Here is a 16426-nt window from a genome sequence, read left to right on the forward strand (position 1 = left end):
ACGCCTCGTACCATGCAGCAGACCATCACATGAAAACCTCTATGTTTTTCTTAACCCGTATCAAACAGTCCGCATACGCCCTGCCGCTCGCGTTCTGCGGCCTCACGCTGATGACGGGCTGCGTCATCACACCACCCGGCCCCTCGCCGATCTATAGCCGCCTGCCCGCCGATCAGTCGGGCCTGCCCAATGGCGTGCAGCCGCTCACCGAGCAGGAACGCCAGCGTTACGACGCCATCGACCGCCAGGTGATGACGGAGCAAAACCAGGCCATCGCTGCCGAAGCAGCCGCACAGGCCTATGCCCGCTATTACGCACCACCCACGATGGTCTATGGCGGTTATTACGGCGGTGGCTGGGGACGCGGCTGGGGCACCGGAATCGGTTACAACTATGGCCCCGGTTGGGGCTGGGGTTGGGGTTGGTAATACCAGGAAGGCCAAGGCTTCAAGCAGGCCCCAGGCAGACCCCAAACGCGCGTTGAAAAAGCGCAGCCGGATCAGGGGCCGGTGGCATTCCGTCAGAAGTGGCTGAGAAGTGGCTGAGAAGTGGCTGAAAACCGCTTACCGCTTAGCCCGCATGTTTGGCTTTGGGTTCTTTTTTAGCGGCGTGTTTTTTCTCAGCCCTGAGCACACGTGATTCCGGATTCGGCACTACCCGCACAGGCGCCGCAGAGACCTGACCTCGCGTCGAAACCGCTGAGGTTGCCGGGCTCGCCTTGTCCACGGCTTGCGGCACGGAAGCATCCGACGCCACAAACTGCACGAACACCTCGCTGTCCTTGATCATGCCCATCTCATAGCGGGCCCGCTCTTCAACCGCGGCCGTGCCATTTTGCAGGTCACGCACTTCGCCCTCGACCCGTTCATTGCGCACTTTTGCCTCATCGTTCTTCTGTTGCTGCAGCGCCAGTTGCTGTTGCAAGTCATGCACGCGCAACCAGCCGCCATGTCCCCACCACAATGGGTACTGGATCAGCACCAGCAGAACGGCCAGAACAACGGTAACAAGCCTCATGAATTCAACGCGAATAATACGCGCCGCCCTGCGCTATACGCAGGGCGGCGGTGAATAAAACATTAACGGAGAAAAACCCGATCAACGCTTCAGCGCAAATTGTAAAACGCCGACTTGCCCGGATAGCTGGCGACATCGCCCAAGTCTTCTTCGATGCGCAGCAACTGATTGTATTTCGAGATACGGTCGCTACGCGACAGCGAACCCGTTTTAATCTGCCCTGCATTAAGGCCCACCGCGATATCCGCAATCGTGGAATCTTCGGTTTCGCCCGAGCGGTGCGAAATCACCGCGGTATAGCCTGCCCGCTTGGCCATTTCGATAGCGGCGAAGGTTTCCGTCAAGGTGCCGATCTGATTGATCTTGATCAGGATCGAATTGGCAATGCCCCGGTCGATGCCTTCTTTCAGAATGCGCGTGTTGGTCACGAAGAGATCGTCGCCAACGAGCTGAATTTTTTTGCCGAGGCGATCGGTCAGCAGTTTCCAGCCATCCCAGTCGCTTTCGTGCATGCCGTCTTCGATCGAGACAATCGGGAATTTATCGGCCAATGTGGCCAGGTAATCGACGAATTCCGCCGATGACAATTGCAGGCCTTCGCCCGCCAACTGGTATTTGCCATCGTGATAAAACTCGCTGGCAGCGCAATCGAGTGCCAGCAACACGTCTTCACCCACGCGATAACCCGCTTTTTCGATCGCCTGCAAGATGGTGGACAGACACTCGTCGTTGCTGCCGAAATTCGGCGCGAACCCCCCCTCGTCACCCACCGCTGTACTCATGCCACGGCCGCTCAGGATGCTCTTGAGCGCATGGAACACCTCAGCGCCGCAGCGCAAGGCCTCGCGGAAGGTCGGCTGGCTGACCGGCACAATCATGAATTCCTGAATATCCAGGCTGTTGTTCGCATGCATGCCGCCGTTGACGATGTTCATCATGGGCACCGGCAACTGCATCGCGCCCGAGCCGCCAAAGTAGCGATACAGCGGCAAGCCCGCTTCTTCAGCGGCGGCCTTGGCGACCGCCATCGACACCGCCAGCATCGCGTTTGCCCCGAGGCGTGACTTGTTGTCGGTGCCATCGAGTTCGAGCAGGGTCTTGTCGAGAAACGCCTGCTCCGACGCATCGAGCCCCATGATGGCTTCGGAGATTTCCGTGTTGATATGTTCCACGGCCTTGAGCACACCCTTGCCGCCGTAACGGCCCGCTTCGCCATCGCGCAGCTCGATGGCCTCGCGCGAGCCGGTCGATGCGCCCGACGGCACGGCAGCACGGCCCATGGTCCCGGACTCAAGCAGCACGTCGCATTCGACGGTGGGGTTGCCTCGAGAATCGAGAATCTCGCGGCCGATGATATCTACGATTGCACTCATGATTTCCTCAAGAAATGACGTTGAATTCTGATGGCGACGGCCCGGTTTGCATCACATCGATGCGCAGCATGGGCAGGTGACACCTGTCCATGCTGCGCCAGACACGGTTGAATCAGCTCAGTTGAAGTTGTTTTCGAGCAGCGGCATACGCTTGACGGCCTGATCGAGTATCACCAGGGTTTCGAGCAAGTCGGCCATGCGCGACAACGGCACCGCATTCGGCCCATCTGATTTTGCCTCGGCCGGATGGGGATGCGTTTCCATGAAAATGCCGGCGATGCCCGCCGCCACCGCCGCGCGTGCGAGAACCGGCACGAACTCGCGCTGTCCGCCGGAGCTCGTGCCCTGCCCGCCTGGCAATTGCACCGAATGCGTGGCATCGAACACCACGGGCGCACCGGTTTCACGCATGATGGCCAGCGAGCGCATGTCGGACACGAGATTGTTATAACCAAAAGACGCGCCGCGCTCGCAGGCCATGAAGCGATCTTCGGAAAGCCCCGCCTCGCGCGCGGCGATGCGCGCCTTGTCGATCACATTCACCATGTCGTGCGGCGCGAGAAACTGGCCCTTCTTGATATTGACCGGCTTGCCCGAACGGGCGCATGCATGGATGAAATCCGTCTGGCGGCATAAAAACGCGGGGGTTTGCAGCACATCCACCACGGCGGCCACGGGCTCGATCTCAGGCTCGCTGTGGACATCGGTGAGGATCGGCAAACCGAGCTGGCGCTTGACTTCCGACAAAATCCGCAAGCCTTCGTCCATCCCCAGGCCGCGAAACGACTTGCCGCTACTGCGGTTAGCCTTGTCGTAAGACGATTTGTAGATGAGCGGGATCTTGAGCTTCGCGCAGATTTCTTGCAGCTTGCCGGCGGTGTCGAGCGCCATCTGTTCGGACTCGATGACGCACGTGCCCGCGATCAGGAAAAACGGCTGGTCAAGACCGGCTTCGAATCCGCACAGCTTCATGCTTTTTCTCCGGCACGCGATTGCTGACGCGCCAGCGCGGCTTCAACAAACGATTTGAACAGCGGATGGCCATCGCGTGGCGTGGAAGTGAATTCAGGGTGAAACTGCACGCCCACGAACCAGGGATGCATGCTGCGCGGCAGCTCCATCATTTCAGGCAGGTCTTCGCTCGGCGTGCGCGCGCTGATCACCAGGCCACCCGCTTCAAGTTGCGGCACAAACCGGTTATTGACTTCATAACGATGGCGGTGACGTTCATTCACGTCCTGGCCATAAATAGCCTCGGCCAGCGTGCCAGGCTTGACGGGGCAGCGCTGTGAACCCAGGCGCATCGTGCCGCCGAGATCGGATTCCTCGGTGCGTTTTTCTACGCGGCCTTCGCGGTCGTACCACTCGGTGATCAGCGCCACCACGCGGTTAGGCGTGGCCGCATCGAACTCGGTGCTATTGGCGCCTTCGAGCGCCACCACATCGCGCGCGAATTCAATGACCGCCAGTTGCATCCCAAGGCAAATACCCAGATAAGGCACCTGGGCTTCGCGGGCATAGCGAATGGCCGCGATCTTGCCTTCCGTGCCGCGCCGGCCAAAGCCGCCCGGTACGAGAATGGCATCGAGATGCGCGAGGCACTGGACGCCATTGGCTTCGATTTCTTCGGAATCGATGTACTCGATCTTGACCCGGGTCGCCGTATGAATGGAAGCGTGACGCAACGCCTCGATCAGCGACTTGTAGGACTCGGTCAGATCGACGTACTTGCCGACCATCCCGATCGTGACTTCGTGTTGCGGATTGTCGAGCTTGTCGACCAGATCGGCCCACAACGACAGGTCAGCAGGCTTGGGAGCGAGTTTGAGTTCTTCACAGATGATCGCGTCGAGGCCCTGGTCATGCAGCATCTGCGGGATCTTGTAAATGCTGTCGACGTCCCAGACGGAGATGACCGCATCTTCCGGCACGTTCGAGAACAGCGAGATTTTCTGGCATTCGTCGTCGGGGATACGGCGGTCAGCCCGGCACAGCAGCACATGCGGTGAAATACCGATTTCGCGCAGCTTTTGCACACTGTGCTGGGTTGGCTTGGTTTTCAGTTCGCCCGCCGTGGCGATGAACGGCACCAGAGTCAGATGCACGAAACACGCGCTATTGCGGCCCATGCGCAGGCTCATCTGGCGTGCCGCTTCGAGAAAGGGCAGCGATTCGATATCGCCCACCGTGCCACCCACCTCGACGATCGCCACATCGGGCTCGCCGCAGGTTGCGGAGGCGGCGCCGCGTTCGATGAAAGCCTGGATTTCGTTGGTGATATGCGGGATGACCTGCACCGTCTTGCCCAGATAATCGCCCCGGCGCTCCTTGCGGATCACGGATTCGTAAATCTGGCCCGTGGTGAAGTTATTGGCCTTGCGCATCTTCGTGCTGATGAAGCGCTCGTAGTGGCCAAGGTCAAGATCGGTTTCCGCGCCATCTTCCGTCACGAACACTTCGCCGTGCTGAAACGGACTCATCGTGCCGGGGTCAACGTTGATGTAGGGATCGAGCTTAAGAAGTGTGACTTTGAGACCGCGCGATTCGAGGATCGCGGCGAGAGAGGCGGCGGCAATACCCTTTCCAAGGGAAGAAACCACGCCGCCGGTGACAAAAACATATTTGGTCATCGCTGGATGCTCGCGGGAAAAACGGATTATACCGTAAAGGCGCGCCCCAACCAGCCGCAAACAAGGTGTTCCCGCACTGATCCCGCCTCGATTTTTCGCCTTGATACACCTCGAACCGCTTGACGCCCACCCCACGCCTACGCTAGCCGCTGCGGCAGCTTAAACGGCTTAGCCGCGCCGCAGCGCCTGCAGCATGCACTGGAGCGCCCGGGCAGTTTCGAGCGGCTGTTCCATCGGAAACAGATGCGTGCCCTCGATCCATTCGAGATGCTCTCCGGTGATACGCCCGGTTGCCGCCAGCCCGACCTGGCGCACTTCTTTCGACTGCGTGCCCGCGATCATCCCGACCGGCACCGGCACACCGTGCGCCAGCCGTGCCCCAAGGTATGAGGCAAGGTTTTGTAAATCAGATATTCGATATGGCGCTCGAAGGCCAGCCTCCGCGCACCGTCCGGCGCTACCTGGGGCATGCCGAAATCGACGTAGTCCGACAGCACCCGCTCATCCCAGCGGGCAAACGCGGGCTTGGCGCGAAAGTGACGCCACGCCTCATCGCGGCTCGCCCATTGCGTGCGGCGCCTGGCGGTTGCCGCAGCCGGCGAGAGCCGCTCATCGAGCCCGGTCCATTGCGACACACGCAGCACACGGCTGCGCCAGCCTGCAATCACTGGCGAATCGAGCATGACCACGCCCTTCACCCAGTGCGGCTGGCGCAGCGCCGCCATCAGCGACAGATACCCGCCCAGCGAATGCCCCACCAGCCACACAGGCCGCTCATACGCGCGGCCGATATCGTCGAGGAGCTGCTCGACCAGATGCGGCCAGTCGCGGGTCACCGGAAAACGGCTGTCGTGGCCGATGCGTTCGATAAAACGCAAGTCGTAGTCGTCGCCGAGTTCCGCGAAAAGCGTCCGGTAAGTCGAAGCCGGAAACCCATTGGCGTGCGAGAAATGCAGGATGTCTTTCAAATGCGATGTCTTCCGCTGAATTTTTTGACAAGCTTTTTTAACAAGCGCATGCGTCAAGGTAGCAAACGCATCAAAGCCTCTCAGACCGGGTACCGGGGGGCTTCATGGATCCATCCAGTAGCGCCGGTGCATGCTGCGATAGCGCTCTAGCACCAGGCCTGCGCGCGTGACGTCGATACGCGCGGCGCCGTCTTCGTCGCTGCGTGTGAGTTCGATCTGCCGGGCCTGATAGCGCGCCCAGACCGAAGGGTGCGGATGATGAAAACGGCTGCGGTAGCCTACCTGAAAAACCGCGAGTTGCGGATCGATGGCGTCGAGGAAAGGCTCTGTCGAAGAGGTCTTGCTGCCGTGATGCGGCACGAGCAGCACTTGCGCTTGCAGGGCCTGCGGATCGCGCTCGAGCAGGCGGCGCTCTGCCGCGGCTTCGATATCGGCGGTGAGCAGCGCCGCCATGCCCGGCGCGGCACGGACACGCATTCCGGGGGCCTTTGCCGGACCCGTGGCATGAGCGGCATGAGCGATGCTGATACGCAGCACACAGCTATGCGCATTCGGACGGCCTTGCAAGGGCCCCGGATCGGGCCAGAGCAGGGTGAAATCGACGCCATCCCAGTGCCAGCGCTGGCCTGCGGCGCACGGCACGGTGTCGGCCCCGCGCGAGCGCGCCTCGGCCCAGAGCGGATTGCCCGGCACGAGCGCCGCCAGCAGTTGCCGCACCTTGATGCTCTCCAGCACGGCTGGGGCGCCGCCGGAATGATCCGAATCCGCGTGGCTGATAAGCAGCGTGTCGAGCGTGTGCATGCCCTGCGCCTGAAGAAACGGCACGACGATCCGTTCGCCCGCGTGAGTCGACTCCGGCCCTGGCCCCGCGTCGAACAGCAACCTGTGGCGCGCGGTTTCGACCAGAATCGACGAGCCCTGGCCGATATCCAGTGCAGTAAGCCGGAAGGTGCCTGGCGCGGGTGCGGTAGTCATCGGCCAGAGCAAGGGCAACCAGGCCAGCGGCGCCGCCCAGCGCAGCGGCCAGCCGCGTGGTGCGAGACACCACACCACGCCCGCCAGCGCCGCAGCCAGCGCCCAGCGATCGGGCTGGGGCAAGCGCCAGAGCGTCCCTGTCGGCCCCGCCACGAACTGCAGGCAACGCATCAGTACCGCGAGCAAAAAATGCGCGCCCTGCCAGAGCGCAGCATCGAGCGGTGCGGGCAGCACGACGCCGAGCAACACCATCGGCGTCACCAGCAGGCTCACCCATGGAATGGCGAACGCATTGGCCAGCACACCTAGCAATGGAATTTGCGAAAACCAGACCACGGTAAGCGGGGCAAGCGCGAGTGTCACGGCAAACTGCACCAGCGCGGCGCGCTGCAAATGCGTGCGGCAACGCCGCCCGGCAGCGCACCAGCCCATCCACGCGGCCCGCGCCCATGCCCGCCGCCCTCGCCTCCTGGTGGGGACATGCAGGCCGCCCCGGCCATGACCGCCGCCCTCGGCGGCGCCCGGCTGCCCGGCCTCCGCTTCTGCTTTCGCTTCCGCGCTATCGTGCGCGCCCCTCGCGGCATCGCTTGCCAGCCCTGGCCTTGCGTTGTCGTGCGCGAGGTCGCGCACGATGCCATCCCGGCGCATGACATCCTGTTCGCCTTCGCTGTCACGCGCGAGGTCGCGCACGGCCGGACGGCCCGAGAGCGCGAAGAGAATCGCCGCGACCGCGCCAAACGACAGCCAGAACCCCGCTGACACCACCGCCCATGGGTCGAGCAGCAGCACGAGGCCCAGCGCCCACGCCAGCACCACCGAAACCGGCAACTGACGGCCACTCAACCGCGCCAGCGCCGCCACGCTGAGCATCCAGAGCGCTCGCTGAGCGGGGACATTCAACCCCGCCAACGCGGCATAAGCGGCGGCCAGCAGCACACCCGCAAGCCATGCCACGATCGGCGCGGGCATGAAAAGCGCCCCGTTGAACCTGACTCGCGCCAGGCCCCGCCACAATCCGCCCGCCAGCCACCCGGCCCAACCCGCGACGATCCCGATATGCATGCCCGAAATCGCCACGAGATGGCTCGTGCCGGTGGCCCGCAACACCTGCCAGTCGGTCTGGTTAATCGCGTCTTGCGCACCGAGTGCCAGCGCCGTGACGATTCCGCGCTGCGGGGCTTGCGCCAGCGCGGTATCGATGCGTGTGCGCAGAGCGGCACGCCAGCGATTCACCTGCATGCCAACGCCGCCCGCCATCCCGGGCAAGCGTTGCGCCAACTGCGGCGCACTGACATAACCTCGCGCCCGGATCGCACGCGCCAGCCATACCGCCTCAACCTCGCGCACACCGAAATTGGCATTGCCATGCGGCCGCTTGAGCCGCACCGGCAAACGCCAGCGCTCACCGGGCACCAGTTCAGGCGGTACCGTTGCCGTTGCCGTTGCAGATGCAGATGCTGGCGTTTGCGCCAGCCCCTGTACCAGGGCTGGCGTGAGCCACGATAGTTGCAGTATTTGAGGAAAATGCGCGAGCCGCGCGCTGGTTGCCTCGACCTCGAAAAGAAAGCGCACGCCCTTTGCATCACGCGTGGGCAGCCCCTTGATCGCGCCAATCACCTCGATCTCGCGCCCTTCCCAGGCCACCGGCAAACTCAGCGCCAGGCGCGCATGCGCCTGCCATGCGGCATAGCCGAAGCCACTGCAAAACGCCGCACAGCCCAGCGCGCACCAACCGCCACGCACACGCCAGCGGCTACCGCCCGACCCGCCCCACATGCCCCAAGCGGCACCGCCCAGCGCCACGCCGGCCAGCGCCAGCAGCCACCAGACGCCACACACGCCCGGTAACGCCGCCTGCTGCTGCAACCCCATCACGCCCAAGGCAAAACCGCACCACACCGCTCTCATTCGCCCTCCGTCTGGCTGCACGCCGGAGTCTGGACGAATCAAATCACTTCGAAATCACATCGAAATCACATCGAATCAGAAAACGTCCCCGTCCCGCTTGAACCCGCAGCGTCGATTATGCGGACGAAAGCGCGAGCCGCGGCAATGCGGCGAGCGCGTTAGCCGATGTGCCAAGGGCAAGCGAGGTATCGTCGAGAGCGCGCAAGCGCGCAAGGCAAGCGCCAATCGCGGGGATCTGGTCGGGCGTATTGCGTTGACGGTAGCGCCAGGCGGGCGCGATATCGGGAGAATCGGTTTCCAGCACCAGCGCATCGAGCGGCAGTTGCGCCGCCAGACGGCGAATCTGCAAGGCGCGCTCAAACGTCACGTTGCCGCCCATGCCCAAGTGCATGCCCTGATCGATAAACGCCCGCGCCTGCTGGAAACTGCCATTGAAGGCGTGCGCAATTCCACACTGGATGCCATAGCGCCGCAACCCTTTGAGTACCTGATCCTGCGCTTTGCGCACATGGCAAATCACCGGCAAGGCAAACTCGCGGGCCAGCGCCAGTTGCGCTTCATAGAAAAACTGCTGGCGCGCCACATCCAGCCCCGGCACGAAAAAATCGAGGCCAATCTCGCCTAAGCCGATAAAGCAGGGGTCGTCCAGACTCGCTTCGATTTGCCGCCGCAGCACGTCAAGATCGATTTCTTGCGCTTGTGGCGTAAACAGCGGATGGATGCCCAGCGCGTAAGCCGCGCCATCCAGCCGCTGCGCCAGCGTCCGGACAACATCGAAATTGGCCCGCGCGACCGCCGGAATCACGATGCGCGCCACACCCACAGCCCGCGCCGCAGCCGCGACCGCCTCGCGGTCGGCATCGAACTCGGCCGCATCCAGATGACAGTGTGTATCGATCCACATGCGCGCCTCCGGTTACCCGGTTATGTTAGAGCGACCCCCATTCAAGCTCAGGATGACAGCGGAGCCGGTGTTTCCTCAGCCAGCACGCCATCGCGCAAACGCATGATGCGATCGCACCGCGCCGCCAGATCGGTGTCGTGCGTCACAATCACGAAACTGGTGTCAAACGTCCCGGATAACTCGAGCATCAGGTTGAACACCGTATCCGCCGTGCCGCTGTCCAGATTGCCAGTCGGCTCGTCGGCCAGCACGCAGGCGGGCTTCGTCACCAGCGCCCGGGCCACCGCCACCCGCTGCCGCTCGCCCCCCGATAGCTCACCCGGACGATGCTTCGCCCGGGCCGCGAGACCCACGCGCTCCAGCATCTCCAGCGCTTCGCGGCGCGCCACCTCGGTGGCCATGCGGCGAATGCGCAGCGGCATCGCCACGTTATCGAGCGCGGAAAACTCCGGCAACAAATGATGAAACTGATAAATGAACCCCAGCGCGTGGTTGCGCAAATCGTTGCGCTCGCGCTCGGAAAGTTGGGTGAACGGCTTGCCCAGCACCGACACCTGGCCCGCACTGGGATCATCCAGCCCGCCTAGCACGTGCAGCAGCGTGCTCTTGCCCGAGCCCGAAGCGCCGACGATCGCCAGCTTTTCGCCGCGACGCACTGCAAGTTGCGTGTTGTTCAACACCTGCACATTCAGGCCACCCTGCACAAACGTCTTGGAGATACCCGTGGCTTCAAGCACATACGGAGGCGACATGGTTGGGGTTTGCCCGGAAAGAGAAGTGGAAGCGGAAACAGCAGAAGCCGCAGAAGCCGCAGCAAAACGCTCATTCATAACGCAAGGCCTCGGCGGGGCGCACTTTGGCCGCGCGCCAGCTGGGATACAGCGTCGCCAGCGACGACAGCACGAAAGCGATCACGCCAATCCGGATGACATCGGTGGCCACCAGTTCGGAGGGCAGCTCGCTAATGAAGTACACCGACGGCGGCAAGAACTGCACGTGAAAGAGTTGCTCGATGAGCGGCACGAGCCACGGAATGCTCCACGCGAGCAGGCACCCTAGCGCGACACCCGTGGCGGTGCCGACAAAGCCAATCGTCACGCCCTGCACGACGAAAATCTTCATGATCGAGCGCGGCTGCGCGCCCAGCGTGCGCAAGATGGCGATGTCCGCCTGCTTGTTGGTCACCGTCATGACCAGCGACGACACCAGGTTGAACGCCGCGACCGCGATGATCAGCGTGAGGATGATGAACATCATGCGTTTTTCGATCTGCACGGCGGAAAACCAGGTTTTGTTCTGCTGAGTCCAGTCGCGGATATACAGGTCGCCCGAGAGCGTGCGCGCCAGTTCATGGGCCACTTGCGGCGCGCGCTGCATGTCCTTGAGGCGCAAGCGCACGCCAGTGGGCGCGGACAGGCGGAACAGCGCTTCGGCATCGCGGAGATGGATCAGCGCGAGCGTGCTGTCGTATTCGTAATGGCCGGATTCGAAGATGCCCACCACCGTGAACTGCTTGAGCCGGGGCAGCATGCCCGCGGGTGTCATGGTGCCTTCCGGCGCGACCAGCGTGAGCTTGTCGCCGCGCCGCACGCCGAGGCTGACGGCGAGATCCGCGCCCAGCACGATGCCAAAGGCGCCGGGCACGAGATCGGTCAACTGGCCCGGGCCTTTCATTTCGCGGCTGATATCGGAAACTTGCGGCTCAAGCGCCGGTTCGACGCCGCGCAAGGCCACCCCGCTCACCGCGCCTTGACGCGTCAGCAGCGCCTGGGCATCGACATAAGGCGCCGCGCCTAGCACCGAGGGGTTGCGCCGGGCTTCACTGGCGGTGAGCTGCCAGTTGGGCATCGAGCCCGTGGGCGAAAAAATTTCAACATGCGCCAGCACCGAAAGCATCCGGTCGCGCACTTCTTTCTGAAAACCGTTCATCACCGACAGCACGACAATCAGCGCGGCCACGCCCAACGCGATACCGGACATCGACACAAGCGCGATGAACGAAATAAAACCATTGCCGGTCGTGCGTTTGCCGGCGCGGGTATAGCGCCAGCCGATCTGCCATTCATAGGGAAATTTCAAGCGATCCTCTGGGTTGTGCGATGAGGGCGGCCGCCAGTCACGGCGGAGTGCGCGTGGCGGCCATGGGCCCGGAATCGGCCAAACGCGAAGTTTGCCATATCCCGCTGGGCAGCGGCGGCTTGATGGGGGGGCGCGCGGATAGTGAAGCGTCCTGGGCGGAACGCCGGGAGGCACAACAAAAAACAAACGGGGCGCAGTTCAGATCGAACTGCGCCCCGTGAACGGTATTGCGCTGGCTGATTGAGCGTGGCCGCGAAGATTTAAGGCTATTGACTTATTTCATTCATCAGACAACACGTTTGTTTTTTTGGTTTAGCAGCGCATGGGTTATTTCCTTGATAGCGCCTCCCTCGCCCTTCGTTTTTGTCTGTGAAATAACCGAATCCAAATACGACTTAAATCGTGCAAGCTTGGCCGGATTATTTTTTATTTCGGAATCCGGGAAAAATCCCCAGTTTTCCTTGGTATTTAATTCGATAAATCTGGCCAAACCCATTTCCAGCGACCGGCTGCCACCGAATTCATCGGCATTTTCAAGCAAGCCAAGAAACGTATCCAAAGTCGGCTTTTGCAGCTTCAATGTACGAGCAAATTCATCATAGTTCTTGCCCTTCAGCGCCGTTACCAGCGAAGGTGTCTCGTTCTTCGCTGACGCTTTTTTGGAAGACTGCTGATTCGACGATAGCTGCGGTTTGGTCTGATTCGACGGCTGCGGTTTGGTCTGATTCGACGGCTGCGGTTTGGTCTGATTCGACGGCTGTGGCTTGGTCTGATTCGACGGCTGTGGCTTGGTCTGATTCGACGGCTGTGGCTTGGTCTGATTCGACGGCTGCGGCTTGGTCTGATTCGACGGCTGCGGTTTGGTCTGATTCGACGGCTGCGGTTTGGTCTGATTCGACGGCTGTGGCTTGGTCTGATTCGACGGCTGTGGCTTGGTCTGATTCGACGGCTGCGGTTTGGCTTGATCCAACTGCTGCGGCTTGGCTTGATCCAACTGCCGCGGCCTGGCCTGACTCAACTGCTGCGGCTCGCTTTGACGCTTGCCGGCGGTTGCCTGCGACGGCAATTCGGCAATCTCTTTCTTCTTGCCAAATAACCAGCCATAAATGTTGCTAAAGAATTGCTTGACGCTGCTGGCAAAGGACTTGCGCTCTGCATCGGGAAGAACGATGCCAACCCGCCTACCATTGATCCCCACATTCTGGTTCAATCTCTCGTCAGCCACCTCATGACGCTGACGAAACCGATTCACACCTGAACTTTTGACGCGACTCATAACAAACCCCAAACCTAATTTGATCGGTACATACCCTATGGAACGATTCCGAGCGAAACGTTCCATCGTTTCCCCAAGTTATTTGGCGTCCGCCTCCCCATCCCCCTCGCGGCCACGTGCCAACCAACCGCCCAACAGCCATCGCCGCCCCACCGGCTACGGCCCGGCTGCCCTACAATGCGCAGCACCATGCCCGCCACCCACACGTCTCATCTCCACTTACTGCTGCCGTTTGCGCTGCCCAGCGCCGCCGCGGCACCCGCCACCTTCCACCGTCTGGCTCATCCCGCTTTCACGCGCCTCATTGCCCGTGCGCGGCAGATCGAGCGCAGCGTCGGCGACGATTTCCAGCGCACCCTGCCGCACGAGCGCTGGCTGACGCGCCGCTTTGGCCTCAGCCCCGCGCCCGATGTGCCCGGCGCAGCCCATGCAAGCGAGGCCAACGATTCCGCACCGCTCGCGCCCTACATGCTGCTGGCCGATGGCGGCATCCCCGGCGATGCGCTCTGGGCCTGCGTGCAGCCTGTTCATGTACGCATCGCCCGCGATCATCTGGTGCTCATCGATCCGGCCTCGCTCGATCTCTCCGCGGCCGAAGCCACCGCGCTGCTCGAGGTCGCCCGCCCGCTGGTCGAAGCCCTCGAGGTACGTCTCGAAGCGCCGTTGCCGCAGCGCTGGTATTTGTCTAGCGCGGCGTTGGGCGCGCTCGCAGGCGCCTCGCCCTTGCGCGCCAGTGGCCACAACATCGAAATCTGGCTGCCGCACGAAACCCGCTCCGGCGAACGCTCGCGCGCCTGGATGAAGCTGCAGAACGAAGTCCAGATGGCCTGGTTCGAGCATCCCGTCAACGAAGCCCGCGAAGCGCGCGGCTTGCCCGCCGTCAATTCGTTATGGTTTCACGCGCCGGGTGCGCTCCGTCCTGTCAGCCAGCCGTTTCATCAGGTGTGCTCGGACGCCCCCGCCACGCGAGGGCTTGCGCTCGCGGCACAAGCCGGGCTGCACCCGGCCCCCCTCTCGTTCGACGCCCGCCCGGCCGCGCCTGCCAGCACGGGGAACAGCACCAGCACCCGCACCAGGCCCACGACCTTGATCGAACTCGATCCGTTTTCGACGGCATATCTCGCACAGGATTGGGATGCATGGAACCACGCTTGCACCGCGCTTGAGCGCGACTGGTTCGCCCCGGCGCTCGCCGCCTTGCACAGCGGGCAACTCGACGAACTCGGCCTGACGCTGTGCAGCGATACCGGCTCGGTCACGCTGGCCATCACGCGCGGCGATTTGCGCCGCTTCTGGCGCCGCCGCCCGCTCGCCTCGCTCTTCATCGAATAGCCCAGCCCAGCCCTTCGTCCATCGTTCTTCGCTCTTTTCCCTGTTCCCTGTTCCCTGTTCCCTGTTCCCTGTTCCCTGTTCCCTGTTCCCTGTTCCCTGTTCCCTGTTCCCTGTTCCCTGTTCCCGATGACTCGAATCATTACCCGCACCTGCTCCCCCGCCGATGCCGAAGCCCTCACGCGACATGGCCTGCATCCGGTCCTCGCGCGCCTCTATGCTGCGCGCGGGATCCGCATTCCCGCCGAGATCGAAACCGGGCTCGCCCGCCTCGTGCCTCCCGAGCAGCTCAAAGGCTGCGCCGACGCCGCCGCGCTGCTGGCGGACGCGATCGCCCAGAAGCGCCGCATGCTGGTCGTCGCCGATTACGATTGCGACGGCGCCACCGCCTGCGCGGTCGCGGTGCGTGGCCTGCGCATGTTCGGCGCCCAGGTGGACTATCTGGTGCCGAACCGCTTCGAATACGGCTACGGCCTCACCCCCGAGATCGTCGCCCTCGCGGCGCAACGGCCAGGCGGCCCGCCCGAGCTGCTGATCACCGTGGATAACGGCATCGCCAGCGTCGAAGGCGTGGCGGCGGCCAATGCGCTGGGTATCGATGTGCTGGTCACCGATCACCATCTGCCGGGCGAGACCCTGCCCGCCGCCCGCGCCATCGTCAACCCGAATCAGCCCGGCTGCCCGTTTCCCAGCAAATCCCTGGCGGGCGTGGGCGTGATGTTTTATGTGCTGCTCGCCTTGCGCGCCACGCTACGCGAGCGCCAGGTTTTCAGCGAGGCCAGGCCCGAGCCGCGCCTCGATGGCCTGCTGGACCTGGTCGCGCTCGGAACGGTCGCGGATGTCGTCAAGCTCGATAGCAATAACCGCGTGCTGGTCGCGCAAGGCCTGCAACGCATGCGCCGGGGCCGTCTGCAGCCTGGCATCGCCGCGCTCTTTCGCGCAGCCGGACGCGAAGCGCGCAGCGCCTGCGGCTTTGATCTCGGCTTCGCCCTCGGGCCGCGCCTGAATGCCGCGGGGCGGCTGTCGGACATGTCGCTGGGAATCGAATGCCTGATTACCGACGACGTGGGCCGCGCCTGGGATCTGGCGCAGCAGCTCGACGCCATGAACCGCGAGCGGCGCGATATCGAAGCCGGCATGCAAAGCCAGGCGCTCGCCGAACTCAACGCGCTCGACCCGGCGCAGACGATGGCTACGGCCACGATCACGCTCTTTAATCCCACCTGGCACCAAGGTGTGATTGGTATCGTCGCGGGGCGTCTCAAGGAAAAATTCCATCGCCCGTCCTTCACCTTCGCGCTGGCCGACGATAGCGGCGCCACCGTTAAAGGTTCGGGCCGCTCCATCGCGGGTTTTCATCTCCGCGATGCGCTCGATCTGATCTCGAAACGCGAGCCTTTGCTGATTGGCAAATTCGGCGGCCATGCCATGGCGGCGGGCTTGACGCTGGCCACGGCGGACCTCGCGCGCTTCACGGCGGCCTTCGAAGCCGTCGGCCGCGAGTGGCTCACGGCCGAGACGCTGGCGCGCACTATCGAGACCGACGGCACGCTCGAGGACGCCTACTTCACGCCGCAGTTCGTCGAGATGCTGGAGGAGCAGGTGTGGGGCCAGGGGTTTCCCGCGCCGGTGTTTTCGGGCGAATTCGAGGTGCTATCGCAGGCGCTGGTAAAAGAGCGGCATCTGAAACTGCAACTGGGACGCGCGCGCCAGCGCTTTAACGCGATCTGGTTCAATCACACCGAGCCCCTGCCGCAACACACGACGGTGGCATACCGGCTTTCCGCCGATAGCTGGAACGGCGTCGCCCGGGTGCAGTTGATCGTCGAACATGCGCTGGCCTGAAGCGAGCGCCCCTGGCACAGTCGCAGCAAGGCGGCCGCCAACGCCTTCGAAAAAGCGCTAAAAGCGCGGCAAAATTCGCCTGACAGTGGCCTTTGACACCGCATGGAGGTCCGGCGCGGAGC

The 16426-nt window shown here is 63.0% G+C and carries 12 protein-coding genes and 1 pseudogene; 3 read left to right on the forward strand and 10 right to left on the reverse strand.

Features of this window, described 5'->3' with window-relative positions; genetic code table 11:
- Positions 1-41: 41 nt before the first annotated feature.
- Positions 42-428, forward strand: coding sequence for a hypothetical protein (locus GH657_RS10460; protein ID WP_153100702.1), 387 nt, complete (start codon positions 42-44; stop codon positions 426-428).
- A gap of 142 nt (positions 429-570) precedes the next feature.
- Here GH657_RS10460 and ftsB read toward each other — a convergent pair whose 3' ends face one another.
- The 10 genes and pseudogenes from ftsB to GH657_RS18595 all read right to left on the reverse strand — a co-directional run bounded on the left by ftsB (position 571) and on the right by GH657_RS18595 (position 13196).
- Complete coding sequence (ftsB, locus tag GH657_RS10465; RefSeq protein WP_153100703.1) at positions 571-1017, reverse strand: cell division protein FtsB; 447 nt, start codon at positions 1015-1017, stop codon at positions 571-573.
- Positions 1018-1106: 89 nt separating this feature from the next.
- Positions 1107-2390, reverse strand: coding sequence for a phosphopyruvate hydratase (gene eno, locus GH657_RS10470; RefSeq protein WP_153100704.1), 1284 nt, complete (start codon positions 2388-2390; stop codon positions 1107-1109).
- A gap of 117 nt (positions 2391-2507) precedes the next feature.
- A complete protein-coding gene (gene kdsA, locus GH657_RS10475) occupies positions 2508-3362 on the reverse strand; it encodes a 3-deoxy-8-phosphooctulonate synthase (RefSeq protein ID WP_153100705.1) in 855 nt (284 codons plus the stop codon).
- Positions 3359-5020 (reverse strand): CTP synthase, encoded by a 1662-nt coding sequence (gene pyrG, locus GH657_RS10480; protein ID WP_153100706.1) that lies wholly within the window; start codon positions 5018-5020, stop codon positions 3359-3361. Before pyrG ends, kdsA begins: the two co-directional genes overlap by 4 nt.
- Before the next feature lie 168 nt (positions 5021-5188).
- Positions 5189-5988 (reverse strand): annotated as a pseudogene (locus GH657_RS10485) (alpha/beta fold hydrolase).
- 102 nt (positions 5989-6090) lie between these two features.
- Entirely contained in the window at positions 6091-8871 is a 2781-nt protein-coding gene (locus GH657_RS10490) for a DNA internalization-related competence protein ComEC/Rec2 (protein WP_153100707.1), read from the reverse strand.
- A gap of 115 nt (positions 8872-8986) precedes the next feature.
- On the reverse strand, positions 8987-9775 hold the full coding sequence (locus tag GH657_RS10495; protein WP_153100708.1) for a TatD family hydrolase: 789 nt from the start codon (positions 9773-9775) through the stop codon (positions 8987-8989).
- A 47-nt stretch (positions 9776-9822) separates the two neighbouring features.
- Positions 9823-10605 (reverse strand): lipoprotein-releasing ABC transporter ATP-binding protein LolD, encoded by a 783-nt coding sequence (gene lolD, locus GH657_RS10500; RefSeq protein WP_174769929.1) that lies wholly within the window; start codon positions 10603-10605, stop codon positions 9823-9825.
- Complete coding sequence (locus GH657_RS10505; RefSeq protein ID WP_153100710.1) at positions 10598-11854, reverse strand: lipoprotein-releasing ABC transporter permease subunit; 1257 nt, start codon at positions 11852-11854, stop codon at positions 10598-10600. Before GH657_RS10505 ends, lolD begins: the two co-directional genes overlap by 8 nt.
- 286 nt (positions 11855-12140) lie before the next feature.
- On the reverse strand, positions 12141-13196 hold the full coding sequence (locus GH657_RS18595; protein ID WP_153100711.1) for a hypothetical protein: 1056 nt from the start codon (positions 13194-13196) through the stop codon (positions 12141-12143).
- Between the two features lie 111 nt (positions 13197-13307).
- On the opposite strand from GH657_RS18595, the gene GH657_RS10515 reads away from it, so the two are divergent.
- Positions 13308-14462, forward strand: a complete 1155-nt coding sequence (locus GH657_RS10515) for a regulator (RefSeq protein ID WP_153100712.1) — start codon at positions 13308-13310, stop codon at positions 14460-14462.
- A 126-nt stretch (positions 14463-14588) separates the two neighbouring features.
- Positions 14589-16304, forward strand: coding sequence for a single-stranded-DNA-specific exonuclease RecJ (gene recJ / locus GH657_RS10520; protein WP_153100713.1), 1716 nt, complete (start codon positions 14589-14591; stop codon positions 16302-16304).
- Positions 16305-16426: the final 122 nt, after the last annotated feature.

Origin of the sequence: Paraburkholderia hayleyella (genome assembly GCF_009455685.1) — a bacterium.
GTDB lineage: Bacteria > Pseudomonadota > Gammaproteobacteria > Burkholderiales > Burkholderiaceae > Paraburkholderia > Paraburkholderia hayleyella.